The following is a 12,576-nucleotide window of genomic DNA, read 5'->3' as shown; positions in this document are numbered from 1 at the left end:
AACCGGCGCGGGTGTCCGGGCCGGGGAGGGGATGTGAAATCATGTAGGCTAGGTGGGCCTTATAGGGAAGTTGCCGGGGCAACGGAACCCCGAAAATGCACCGTTCGCACCGCCATCAACCGTGTTTTTTACGCTTTCATGCACTTAAGTGTGAACTTTTCGTTTACATGCCGCGTTACTACTCCAAACCGGAGACAATACCATGTTTGAATATCTGCCTCTTATCGCATTCCAGATCGCATTCGCGGCTGCAGGGCTTGCTATTCTCTACCGGATCGTCGGCGGCAGGCTTTTCGCAACGGCAGATGCCGAGCGTAAAACCGCCCACGACGAAGTCCTCCGCAAGGCGGCCAGAACCTCGCATGCCTGAATGCGCCCCTGTTTCGGGTGACGCCTGCCGGCGTCACTCTTTGCTGCGGGGCTCGGTCGTCAGCCTTTCGGCCTCGCTGCCGGACAGTCTGTCGTAGCTGAACGTTCCCTCCCTCAATACTTCATCCGCGGCCCGTTTCAGCCCTGCCAGCGCCGCCCGGGCGAATGAGCCGCCGACGCTGATGCGTTTCACGCCGGCGCGCGCCAGCGTCTCGACGGAATAATTTTCTCCCTGCAGCCCCATCACCACATTGACCGGCTTGTCGACGGCCCGGCACACCGTTCTGATCGCGTTGAGGTCGGGCAGGCCGGGCGCGTAAAGAACGTCCGCGCCGGCCTCTGAAAAGGCCTGGAGGCGGCGGATCGTGTCGGCAAGATCGGGACGCTGCCACAGGAAGTTTTCCGACCGCGCGGTCAGCAGGAACGGCCTTCCAGCCTTCGCCTCGGCCGCCGCGCGCACGCGCTCGACAGCGGTTTCGAAATCATAGATCGGATCATCGCGCCGGCCCGTGGCATCCTCGATCGAGCCGCCGGCGAGACCGGTCTCGATCGCAAGCCGGATCGTCAGCGCACAGTCGCCGGGCGCATCGCCGAAACCGTTCTCAAGGTCGGCGGAAACCGGCAGATCGGTGGCCTCCACGATCGCCCTTGCGTTGGCAAGTATCTCCTGGCGCGACAGATCTGCCGCCGAATCGCTGCGCCCCAGTGAAAACGCCAACCCCGCGCTGGTGGTCGCGAGCGCCTCGAAACCAAGATTGGCGAGCAGGCGCGCCGTTCCGGCATCCCATGGATTGGGCATCACGAAAGCGCCGTCGCGTGAATGCAGCGCCCTGAAACGCTCGAATTTCTCTGCCTGTGTTGTCATGACCCCTCCTTGACATGCAGACTTGACATATAGAACATATAGTGAACATAATGACTTGTAAAGGGGGCTGATTTTTGCATTCCGGCAGAAGGCCAAGAACAAACGGGGAGGGTGATGCGTTGGTTCTTCAAAGCGGAGACATTGATGCATTTCGAAAATCTCACACTGATCTGGCTGACGGTGCTGTTTTTGCTCGCCGGCGCGGTCATTCTTGGTTGCGGCGTGAAGATTACCGGCGTCGCCGACCGTATTGCCGACCGCACCGGGCTGGGCGAGGCGCTGATCGGCGGGTTGTTGCTTGGCGCCGCGACGTCGCTTTCCGGCACGGTGGTATCGGTCACCTCGGCGCTCGATGGCCGGGCGTCGCTCAGTTTTTCCAACGCCGTGGGCGGTATCGCCGCGCAAACGGCGTTTCTGGCGCTTGCCGACATGATCTATCGGCGGGTGAATCTCGAGCATGCGGCGGCCGATCTTTCAAACCTTTTCCAGGGCGCGCTGCTGGTGCTGCTGCTCAGCATGCCGCTATTGGCCTACGCTTGGGCGGAAATCACGCTGTTTGCGGTCAGTCCCGTCTCGTTCGCCATTTTCGGCGTCTATATCGCGGGCGTCGTGGCCTCCAAAAGGGTGCGCGACGAGCCGATGTGGAAGCCGGTGGGCACCCACGAAACACGCTCCGACCAGCCCGAGGAAGAAGAAAGCGATACGCGTGGAAATGTCGGCATTTTCGCGGTGTTCATCGCGCTGATGTTGCTGATGGGGATCGCCGGTTATGTGATTTCTCAGATCGCGGCCGTGATCACGGATCGCTACAGCCTATCCGCCTCGCTCGTCGGCGCGCTGATGACGGCGGTGGTGACCTCGCTGCCAGAACTGGTAACGACGCTTGCGGCGGTCAAGCGCGGCGCCCTTCAGCTCGCCGTCGGCGGCATTATCGGCGGCAACACTTTCGATACGCTGTTTTTGACGCTGTCCGATATCGCCTATCGCGACGGGTCGCTCTATCATGCGATCGGCAAGGACGATCTGATCTGGCTTGCCGTCGGCCTGTCGGCGACCGCGATCCTGCTTCTCGGCCTGATCGTGCGCCAGAAGGCCGGCCCCGGCAGCATCGGGTTCGAAAGCGCGGGCATTCTTGTTCTTTATTTCGGCGCGATCGCGATAACGGCTTTCTGAGCGGACTTGTCAACGACCCGCAATCAGGCCATATCTCATCGAACCGATTAGTTCGATATATTTTATTAGGTGGCTTCATGCTTGTTCATTATCTGGAAGATTCCCGTGCGCATCGCATTCTCTGGCTGCTCGAGGAACTCGGGGTCGACTATGAAATCAAGCGCTACAAGCGCGGCGAGAACATGAGCGCGCCGGAGGAGTTGAAGCAGGTTCATCCGCTCGGCAAATCGCCGATTATCGAAGACGAGGGGCGGATCGTCGCCGAAAGCGCCGCGATCGTCGACTACCTGATCGACCGTTACGGCGAGGGCAGCGGCCTGAGGCCGGAGCCGGGCACGGACGAGGCGCTGCGCTATCGCTACTGGCTGCACTATTCGGAAGGTTCGGCAATGCCGCTTCTGATCATGAAGCTGGTGTTCCAGAAAATCCCGGAGCAGGGGCCGCGCCTGATAAGGCCGCTGATGAAGATGATCTCCAAGGGTGTGACATCGAAACTCACGGACCCGCAATTGAAGACCCATGGCGCCTTCTGGGAGAGCGAATTGCAGCGCGACGGCTGGTTTGCGGGAGCGAATTTCACCGCCGCCGATATCATGATGAGCTTTCCGATCGAGGTCGGCATGGAGCGGATCCCGTTCGACCAGCGGCCGCAGGCCGTGCTCGACTATCTGGTCAATATTCACGCCCGCCCGGCCTATCGCCATGCGCTGCAGCGCGGCGGCGCCTATCGCTACGGCGGCAATCCGATTTCGTGAGATCAGCCTGCGGGCGCGGCTCGCACGGATTACCGGATCCGGCCTGTCGGCCTGCCTACAAGGGTGGCAATTGCCGAAAAAAGAAGCTAAGGAATTTTTGCCGCCCGGGCCCCGCTATTGTCTGGCCCCGGCGTGTCAGCTTCTGGTGAATTTCATGTCTGTCGCAATGCCTTCTGCGCAAGCAGCCGGCCATTCATGGTTCTCCCACCTCCGGGAAACCCTCGCCCTCGGCATCCCCCTCATCGGCGCGCAACTGGCCCAGCAGGGCATCAATGCCACCGATATCGTCATCCTCGGCCAGTTGAGCGCGCTCGATCTGGCGGCGACCGTGCTCGCCACCCAGTATTTCTTCACGATCTTCATCACCGGCGCGGGCCTTGCCATCGCCGTCATGCCGATGGTCGCGCAGGCCTATGGCCGCGGCGACGAGGTTGCGGTCCGCCGCGCCATGCGCATGGGGATGTGGGCGTCGATCATGTTCGGCGTGCTGGTCCAGCCGCTGTTTTTCTGGTCGGGACCGATCCTGCTTTCGCTCGGGCAGGAGCCCGAGGTGGTCGAACTTGCCGCGCGCTACCTGCACATTGTCGGTTTCGCGATCTTTCCGGCGCTGGTGTTTTATGTCCTGCGCTCGCTGGTGAGCGCCACCGGCCGCGCAAGCGTGGTGCTGTGGGTCACGGTGATGATGCTGGTGCTCAACGCGGCGCTTGCCTATGTGCTGGTTCTCGGCCATCTCGGCCTGCCTCAACTCGGGATTCGCGGCGCGGCGATCGCGGCGCTGGCCGTGCAGGCGTTCGGCTTCTTCTATCTGGTGTTTTATATCGAGCGGGACCGGGAGCTTGCGGGCTACCAGCTGTTCGTGCGGTTCTGGAAAGCGGATTGGCAGGCGCTCTGGGAAGTGATCATGCTCGGCCTTCCGATCGGGATCGCCGTGCTGGCGGAGGTCTCGATGTTTACCGCGTCGTCGATCCTGATGGGCCAGCTTGGCGCGATCCCGCTTGCCGCCCACGGCATCGTGCTGCAACTGGCGTCGATCGCCTTCATGGTGCCGCTCGGCCTGTCGCAGGCAGGAACGGTCCGGGTCGGCATCTTTCATGGGGCGGGCGATCGCGCCAACGTCATCCGGGCTTCGGTGACGGTGATGGCGATCGCGGTCTGTTTCGCCGTTTCAAGCGGCCTTGTCTTCGCGCTCGCGCCGGTCCCGCTCGCCTCACTGTTCATGGATACCAGCCTGCCGGAGGCGCCGCTGGTGCTGGCCTATGCCACGCCGCTGCTGATGGTGGCCGCGCTGTTCCAGCTTCTCGATGGCGGCCAGGCGACGATGAACGGGTTGCTGCGCGGGCTGAAGGATACGCGGGTGCCGATGGTTCTGGTGCTGGTCGCCTATTGGGGCATCGGCCTGCCGCTCGCCTGGCTGATGGCGTTTCCGTTCGGGCTCCAGGGCGTCGGTATCTGGGTCGGCTTCCTGGTGGGGCTGGGCGCGGCCATGGCGATGTTGTCATGGCGCTACTGGAAGATGCTGCGCGCCGCGCCGTCGCCAGTCTGAGAGCGTAGATCGGCCGTCATCGCCGTCGCAGGGAACGAAGCGTCCTTGCGACGGCATGATTGTCGGCCGACCGCTTATTTCGGCGAAATCATCAGTTCGGGGCGGACGATCTCGTCATATTCCTCGGCGGTAACCAGACCCGTCGCCAGCGCTTCCTCGCGCAGCGTGGTGTTGTTCTTGTGGGCGGTCTTGGCGATCTTGGCGGCGTTGTCGTAGCCGATCTTCGGGGCGAGCGCGGTCACCAGCATCAGCGAGCGGTCGAGGCCGGCCTTGATGTTGTCCTTGCGCGCCTCGATCCCGACCACGCAATGGTCGGTGAAGGAGCGGGCGGCGTCGCCGAGAAGCTGCACCGACTGCAGGAAGTTGTAGGCCATCATCGGATTGTAGACATTGAGCTCGAACTGGCCCTGGCTGCCGGCAAAGCCGATCGCCGTCTGATTGCCGGCGATGTGGGCGCAGACCTGGGTCATCGCCTCGTTCTGGGTGGGGTTGACCTTGCCGGGCATGATCGACGAGCCGGGCTCGTTTTCCGGCAGGGACAATTCGCCGAGACCCGAACGCGGGCCGGAGGCGAGGTAGCGGATATCGTTGGCGATCTTGAAGCAGGCCATGGCGGCCGCGTTGATGGCCCCGTGGGCAAACACCATGGCGTCATGGGCGGCGAGCACCTCGAACTTGTTCGGGGCGGTGACGAACGGAAGCCCGGTGATCCCGGCGACTTCTTCGGCGACCTTCTCGGCAAAGCCGATCGGCGCGTTGAGGCCGGTTCCGACCGCCGTGCCGCCCTGGGCAAGCTGGTAGAGGCCCGGCAGCGTCAGCTCGATGCGGGCGATCGCCGAGGCAACCTGCGCCGTATAACCCGAAAACTCCTGTCCCAGCGTCAGCGGGGTGGCGTCCTGGGTATGGGTGCGGCCGATCTTGATGATGTCGGCGAATTCTTTCTCCTTGGCGGCAAGCGCGTCGTGAAGGTGCTTCAGGCCGGGCAGCAAATGGTGGACGATCTGCTCGGCGCAGGCGATGTGCATCGCCGTCGGATAGGTGTCGTTCGACGACTGGCTCATATTGACATGATCGTTCGGATGCACCGGCTTCTTCGAGCCCATCGTGCCGCCGAGAAGCTCGATGGCACGGTTGGAGATCACCTCGTTGGCGTTCATGTTCGACTGCGTGCCGGAGCCGGTCTGCCAGACGACCAGCGGGAAATGGTCGTTGAGCTTGCCGTCGATGACCTCCTGGGCGGCCTTAACGATCGCGTCGCCGATTTCCGGCGAAAGCCGTCCAAGCGCCATATTGGCCTTGGCGGCGGCCTGCTTGACGATGCCGAGCGCGCGGACCACCGAAAGCGGCTGTTTTTCCCAGCCGATCTTGAAATTGCCAAGCGAACGCTCTGCCTGCGCCCCCCAGTAGCGGTCGGCGGCGACTTCGATGGGGCCGAAAGTGTCGGTTTCTGTGCGGGTTGCGGTCATGTGCTTCTACTCCTGCCATTGCCCCGGTGGGCGCGGTCGTCCTGACGAAAATCGGGATATGCAATCGCGCGCGCCGTGGCGCTCTGTCAATAATTGGCGTAAACTTATTCGATTAGTATCGCGGATTGCCGACGGAAACTGAAGAAAATGCAGGCCGGCGCCTTGCCGCGCCCCAACCCTGACGCATTGTCGGGCCTATGACGGGGCCATGATTTCCGCGATGGAACCGGGGCCACGGTTTCTGCGTTGAAATCGAGAGCGTCATGCTTTGCGGCGCATGTTGCATCGCAAGAAATCTCTCGGGTTTAAGCCCCTGTTAATGGGACATTGATAGGCTGATCCGGAACGGCAATCGGCCGGCAAGCGAGCCAGGGTGTTGTTTTCCCATGACACAACCAGTGGGTTTGCGCAGCGATAGCGCAAATGTTATTGGCTCACCAACGGGCTTGCAGGTAAGATGCTAATGAAAACGTTGACTTGCAAAACGGGGTAGAACATTGCGCAGCAAACTCTCAGTTCGCGTTTCATCTGTGGCTCTGGCCGTGGCGGTGTCTGCCGCCTTTGTGCCAAGCGCGGCCAACGCCCTGACATTGATGGACATCTTGCGGGGCCGTGAGAAGGAATCGCAGCGCGCGCCGGTCGTGCAGCCGCAGCCCCAGGCGCAGCCGCAGAAGCAGGTTCAGCGCAGCTATTCCGCCCCGAAGGTCGCGCCTCCGAAATATTATACCTACCGTGCCGATTCGATGCGCCTGATCGATATCCGCGAAATCCGCGATCCGGTGGTCACCGGCTCGATCAGCCCCGATCAAGCGGATGCGGACGAAACGGCCACGGAAGTCGCCGCGCTCGACCAGGGGTCGATGACCGATGCTGTCGAGATGGAAACGACGGTCGCAATCGCTGATGACGATCCGCGGCAGTATCTCGCCGATGCCCGCGTCAAGGCCATTGATGATGTCGCTTCGGCGATCGAAGATTATTATTCGAACGGCGGCGAACTGCTCTGGGTTCAGGATGGCGTGGTTTCCCAGAAGGCGCGCGCTGCCATGAGGGCGCTCGGCAATGCCGACGATTTCGGCCTGGAGCCCGACAACTATCTGGTTCAGACGCCGGATCTCATCTCGGCCGAGAGCGAGGATGACGAAAAGGCCGCCCTGATGCAGTTCGAACTCGCGCTTTCCGCCGAAGTGCTCTCCTACATGCAGGATGCCAGGCGCGGTCGTGTCGATCCGAACCGGCTCTCGGAATTCCACGACCTGAAGCGCAACCCCGTCGACCTTGGCGAGGCGATAAACAGTCTTGCCGTGACGAATGACGTCGCCGGTCTGATGGAGAGCTATAATCCTCAGAACACGTTTTTCGAGGACCTGAAGGCGGAACTTGCCGAACTGCGCAGAACCAAAACCGAGGTTGAACCGATCGTTTTCACCGGCCGCGTGTTCATTCGCCCCGGCCAGACCGACGAGAATGTGCCGAGCCTGGTCAAGGCGATCGAGCGCAAGGCCTCGCCCGAATTCAAGATCGACCATGCCGACACCTTCGCGGCCTATGATGGCGGTGATGAATATACGCCCGAACTGGTCGCTCTGGTGAAGGACTTCCAAAAGGCGGAAGGGCTTTATGTCGATGGCATTGTCGGCTCCAACACCGTGAAGGCCTTCGACGTCGAGACCAATGACGACCGTGCCCAGAAGGTGGTCGACGCCATGGAACGCCTGCGCTGGCTGCCGGACGATTTCGGTTCGCGCTATGTCTTGATCAATCAGCCCGCCTTCCGCGTGTATTATCATGACGATAACGGCGAGAGCTTCGATATGGGCGTCGTGGTGGGCAATCCCACCAACCAGACCTATTTCTTCCGCGACGAGATCGAAACCGTCGAATTCAATCCCTATTGGGGTATTCCGCGCTCGATCGTGGTCAACGAATATCTGCCGAAGCTGCGCGCCAATCCGAGCTATTTCGACCAGATCGGCTACGAGGTCAGCTATAATGGTCGCCGGGTCTCGTCTTCTTCCGTCAACTGGGCTGCAGCCCCGATGGTCGATGTGCGCCAGCCGCCGGGCGAACGCAACGCGCTTGGCCAGTTGAAGATCCTGTTCCCGAACGATCATGCGATCTACATGCATGACACGCCGCAGAAGAGCTATTTCGAGCGCGACATGCGGGCGCTCAGCCATGGCTGCGTCCGTCTCTCCGATCCCAACAAGATGGCGGCCGCTGTTCTCGGCGTGCCGGAAGCCGATATCGAGGCCAATATCGCGACCGGCCAGAACATGCCGGTGGATGTTCCGGAAAAATTCCCAGTCTACGTTACCTATTTCACCGCCTGGCCGGATGCCGATGGAAATATTCAGTATTACGACGACGTCTATGAGCGCGACATGTATCTGAAGCGCGCCATGGATGCCGAAAGCGAGGCGCGCCTCGGCAGCTGATCGCTGCGCCCGCCGTCATGAACAAAGGCGCGTCCGTGCTGCGGACGCGCGTTCAAACGTTGACAAACCACGTTGCAGACACTTTGAGCTTGCCTGCCCCTTTTTCCGTCACCCCGGACTTGATCCGGGGTCCAGGGCTACGGAACGCCATATGTTCAAAGGGGCTATTGTTGATAGCCCTCGAAATTTGGCCCTGGATGCCGGGTCAAGCCCGGCATGACGGAAGTATCTGTCAAGGCCTTCGTCAACAAACTGAAGGCGCGTCCGCTCTGCGGGCGCGCCTTTTGCGTTGGCGCGACCGCCGTTACTTCCGCGCAATCACCGCGCGCGCCAGCTCCGGCGTCAGTTCATCGAAATGGCTGATAACGCGGTCGGCTTCCATGTCGGCGACAGGGCGGTCGGCGTAGCCGAATGTTACGGCGATGGTTGCTGTACCCGCGCCCCGTCCCGCATCGATATCGTTGGAACTGTCGCCGACCATCACCGCGTTGGCGATGTCGCCGCCGCTCAGTGCGATGGTTTCCATGACATGGCGGGGATCGGGCTTGCGGAAGGCGAAGGTGTCGCCGCCGGTGATCGCGGTGAAATAGCCGGTGAGGTCGAGCGCATCGAGCAGCGGCATGGTGAATGATTCGCGTTTGTTGGTGCACACCGCCAGTTGAAACTCCGCGGCCCTGAGCCGTTCCAGCGCCGCGACAATTCCGGGATAGGGGCGGCTTTCGCCGGGAATGCCGGCGCGATAATGGTCGCTGAAGCGTTCGAAACAGGCATCGAAGGTGTTGTCGTCGAGCGATTTGCCGCGATGCTCGAAGGCCCTTTCGATCATCACCTTCACGCCGCGGCCGACCAGTATTTTGGTATCGTCGATACCGTAGGACGCCAGTCCCGCCGGGGCGATGGCGTGGTTGAGGCTTGCGATCAGGTCCGGTGCTGTATCGATCAGCGTGCCGTCGAGGTCGAATATGGCGAGCGGTGCGGGCATTGCGCAGGTCCTTCATTTTTCGGCGGACCACACGGCCTGCCTGCTGTCTGGCCCCGGTCATAGCCCGTCGGCGGCGGGCATGCCAAGCATTTGGCGCGGCCTCGGCGCAAAAGGTCTTTTGTTTGCCACGCGTGGCGTGTAAACACCTTACCGTTAGCCAAAAGGAGCATGTGACGCATGGATGCGCGTCAATTGAAGATAAAAGCTGCGGAAGCCGCGCTTGGATATGTCGAAGACGGAATGCGGCTCGGGATCGGGACCGGCAGCACGGCGCGGGAATTCGTCGCGCTCCTCGGCGAAAAGGTTGCCGGCGGGCTCAATGTCATCGGGGTTCCGACCTCCGAGGCGACGGCCCGTCAATGCCTTGAACTGGGCATCACGCTCAACTCTCTCGACGAAACGCCGGAGCTCGATCTGACGATTGACGGCGCCGACGAGATCGATCCGGCGCTCAATCTGATCAAGGGCGGCGGCGGCGCGCTGCTGCGCGAAAAGATCGTGGCTTCCGCCTCGAAAGCCATGATCGTGATCGCCGACGAAACCAAGGTGGTTGATTGCCTGGGCGCGTTTCCGCTGCCCATCGAAGTCATGCCGTTCGGGCTCGGCGCGACCCGCCTTGCGATCGAGCGGACCGCATCGCGGCTCAATCTGTCGGGTTCACTCGAACTCCGCCATTCGGGCGACGGGCCCTATATGACGGATGGCGGACACTATATTATCGATGCATCATTTGGCCGCATTCACGATGCACAGGCATTGTCAGTCGCGCTCAACGCCATTGCCGGCGTTGTGGAGCATGGGCTGTTCATCGATATCGCGACACTCGCTATCATTGCATCCGACGGCGGTGTACGTACACTCAAAGCAACTGAGTAGACAGGAGTCCTTTATGAAAACGAAATCCAGGTTCGGCCTTTCCGTGGCCATCGCCGCGACGATTATGGGACTTGGCGCCTTTTCGGTTGCTTCTGCGCAGGATATTTCGCCTGAGCATGAGGCTGCCGCCAAAGCCGCGCTCCAGGCCCTCGGCATCAACGGCCAGTTCGACGAAATCCTACCCAACCAGGCGGATCTCGTTCAGTCCCAGCTCACGCAGGTCTATCCGAACTACCACACGATGATCGACGAGGTCGTTACCGATACCGCGATCGCGCTCGCGCCGCGCCGCGCCGATCTCGAAAAGGAAGGCGCGCAGATCTACGCCAACATCTTCACCGCGGAAGAATTGAACCAGCTTGCCGAGTTCTACAGTTCGGATGTCGGCAAGAAGTTCATCCAGTACGGACCGATCGCGGCGCGCGAACTCGGCCAGGCTGGCGACATCTGGGCACGCGGCATTGCCCGCGATCTCAATCAGCAGGCGCAGGAAGAGTTGAACACGCGTATCGAGGCCGAGGGCGGCACCCCCGTCGAGGTTCCCGAGGTTCCGGCAGCACCCGCGCAGTAACCGGCGCCAGCCGATACGTCCGCTGCATATCAGCCCGCCGGCCCGGCGGGCTTTATTTTTGGCGGAAAGTCGCCATATTCAGCCAAAACCGATTACCGAAGACCATCCCACCGCAAGGAGCCACCCCGATGACCCAATATGACTATGACCTGTTTGTGATCGGCGGCGGTTCCGGCGGGGTGCGCGCGGCGCGCGTGGCCGCAAGCCTCGGCAAAAGGGTGGCCATTGCGGAAGAATACCGGTTCGGCGGAACCTGCGTCATTCGCGGCTGCGTGCCGAAGAAGCTGTTGGTCTACGCCTCGCAATATCCCGAGCATTTCGAGGATGCGGAAGGCTATGGCTGGACCGTGGGCGAGCGCAGCTTCTCATGGCCAGCGCTGATCAAGGCCAAGGACAGGGAAATCGACCGTCTGGAAGGACTCTATCGCAAGGGGCTGGAAAACAACGGCGCCGAAATCCTCGAGACCCGGGCCGAGATTGCCGGCGAACATCGTATCCGGCTGCTGTCGTCCGGACAGGAAGTGACCGCGGAGAAGATCCTGGTCGCGGTCGGCGGCCACCCCAATCCGCATCCGGAAATGCCGGGGTCGGAGTTCTGCATCTCCTCCAACGAGGCCTTTCATCTCGAGGAACTGCCGAAATCGATCGCGATTACCGGCGGCGGCTATATCGCGGTCGAATTCGCCAATATCTTCGCCGGCCTCGGGGTCGAGACCACGCTGATCTATCGCGGCGAGGAAATCCTGCGCGGCTTCGATATGGACATGCGCACCAATCTGCGCGAGGCGATGGAGAAGAAGGGCATCCGCGTGGTCTGCCGCGACACGATCGTCGACGTCGCGCAGGCCGCTGATGGCCGGTTGAAGGCCGAGACCCATAACGGCCATGTCTTCAACGTCGACAAGGTGATGATGGCGCTCGGCCGGCAGGCGAACACCAAGGGGCTCGGCCTCGAATCCGTGGGCGTCGAGCTGGATGCCAAGGGCGCGATCATTGTCGATGATTATTCGCGCACCAATGTCGACTATATCTGGGCGCTGGGCGATGTCACCGATCGCGTCCAGCTCACCCCGGTCGCGATCCACGAGGCGATGTGCTTCATCGAGACCGAGTACAAGGATAACCCGACCAAGCCGGATCATGACCTGATCGCGACGGCGGTGTTCTCGCAACCCGAGATCGGCACGGTCGGCCTGCCGGAGCATGTCGCCGCGGAACGGTTTGAGGACATCGAGGTCTATCTCGCCAAGTTCCGGCCGATGAAGGCAACGCTTTCCGGCCGCGACGAGCGCACGGTGATGAAGCTGATCGTCAATGCGGCCGACCGCAAGGTGGTCGGCGCCCATATTCTCGGCCATGAGGCCGGCGAAATGGCCCAGCTTCTCGGCATCGCGCTCAAGGGCGGCTGCACCAAGGACGTTTTCGACCGCACCATGGCCGTCCACCCGACGGCATCGGAGGAACTGGTGACGATGTACCAGCCGAGCTACCGGGTGAAGAACGGCGAGCGGATCTAGGCCCGCTTTCCCCTCAGGAGG

The 12,576-nt window shown here is 61.7% G+C and carries 11 protein-coding genes; 8 read left to right on the top strand and 3 right to left on the bottom strand.

Annotation, left to right across the window (positions count from 1 at the left end):
* The first annotated feature begins 202 nt into the window (after window positions 1-202).
* Complete coding sequence (locus HQ843_RS21425) at window positions 203-370, top strand: hypothetical protein (RefSeq protein ID WP_180901288.1); 168 nt, start codon at window positions 203-205, stop codon at window positions 368-370.
* Between the two features lie 33 nt (window positions 371-403).
* Here HQ843_RS21425 and HQ843_RS21420 read toward each other — a convergent pair whose 3' ends face one another.
* On the bottom strand, window positions 404-1,234 hold the full coding sequence (locus tag HQ843_RS21420) for an isocitrate lyase/PEP mutase family protein (RefSeq protein WP_180901289.1): 831 nt from the start codon (window positions 1,232-1,234) through the stop codon (window positions 404-406).
* A gap of 144 nt (window positions 1,235-1,378) precedes the next feature.
* Here HQ843_RS21420 and HQ843_RS21415 point away from each other — a divergent pair, with 144 nt between their 5' ends.
* The 3 genes from HQ843_RS21415 (at window position 1,379) to HQ843_RS21405 (ending at window position 4,705) form a co-directional block, all read left to right on the top strand.
* A complete protein-coding gene (locus tag HQ843_RS21415; RefSeq protein ID WP_180901290.1) occupies window positions 1,379-2,407 on the top strand; it encodes a sodium:calcium antiporter in 1,029 nt (342 codons plus the stop codon).
* Window positions 2,408-2,484: 77 nt separating this feature from the next.
* Entirely contained in the window at window positions 2,485-3,162 is a 678-nt protein-coding gene (locus HQ843_RS21410) for a glutathione S-transferase (RefSeq protein WP_180901291.1), read from the top strand.
* A 154-nt stretch (window positions 3,163-3,316) separates the two neighbouring features.
* Window positions 3,317-4,705, top strand: a complete 1,389-nt coding sequence (locus tag HQ843_RS21405) for an MATE family efflux transporter (protein WP_180901292.1) — start codon at window positions 3,317-3,319, stop codon at window positions 4,703-4,705.
* 74 nt (window positions 4,706-4,779) lie between these two features.
* On the opposite strand, the gene fumC is transcribed toward HQ843_RS21405, so the two are convergent.
* A complete protein-coding gene (fumC, locus tag HQ843_RS21400) occupies window positions 4,780-6,171 on the bottom strand; it encodes a class II fumarate hydratase (protein ID WP_180901293.1) in 1,392 nt (463 codons plus the stop codon).
* Window positions 6,172-6,668: 497 nt separating this feature from the next.
* Between fumC and HQ843_RS21395 the strand changes: the two genes are divergently transcribed.
* The gene (locus HQ843_RS21395; RefSeq protein WP_246710186.1) at window positions 6,669-8,609 is read left to right on the top strand and encodes a L,D-transpeptidase family protein; all 1,941 of its coding nucleotides are present in this window, start codon (window positions 6,669-6,671) and stop codon (window positions 8,607-8,609) included.
* A 304-nt stretch (window positions 8,610-8,913) separates the two neighbouring features.
* Here HQ843_RS21395 and HQ843_RS21390 read toward each other — a convergent pair whose 3' ends face one another.
* A complete protein-coding gene (locus HQ843_RS21390) occupies window positions 8,914-9,591 on the bottom strand; it encodes an HAD family hydrolase (RefSeq protein ID WP_180901294.1) in 678 nt (225 codons plus the stop codon).
* 177 nt (window positions 9,592-9,768) lie between these two features.
* Here HQ843_RS21390 and rpiA point away from each other — a divergent pair, with 177 nt between their 5' ends.
* The 3 genes from rpiA (at window position 9,769) to gor (ending at window position 12,555) form a co-directional block, all read left to right on the top strand.
* The gene (gene rpiA / locus HQ843_RS21385; RefSeq protein WP_180901295.1) at window positions 9,769-10,467 is read left to right on the top strand and encodes a ribose-5-phosphate isomerase RpiA; all 699 of its coding nucleotides are present in this window, start codon (window positions 9,769-9,771) and stop codon (window positions 10,465-10,467) included.
* Window positions 10,468-10,480: 13 nt separating this feature from the next.
* Complete coding sequence (locus tag HQ843_RS21380) at window positions 10,481-11,038, top strand: DUF2059 domain-containing protein (protein WP_180901296.1); 558 nt, start codon at window positions 10,481-10,483, stop codon at window positions 11,036-11,038.
* A gap of 128 nt (window positions 11,039-11,166) precedes the next feature.
* Window positions 11,167-12,555, top strand: a complete 1,389-nt coding sequence (gor, locus tag HQ843_RS21375; RefSeq protein ID WP_180901297.1) for a glutathione-disulfide reductase — start codon at window positions 11,167-11,169, stop codon at window positions 12,553-12,555.
* Window positions 12,556-12,576 lie beyond the last annotated feature (21 nt).

It is taken from the genome of Martelella sp. NC20, from assembly GCF_013459645.1.
GTDB lineage: Bacteria > Pseudomonadota > Alphaproteobacteria > Rhizobiales > Rhizobiaceae > Martelella.
Note: the sequence above shows the minus strand (reverse complement) of the source record. Positions and strands in the feature narration are given on the sequence as shown.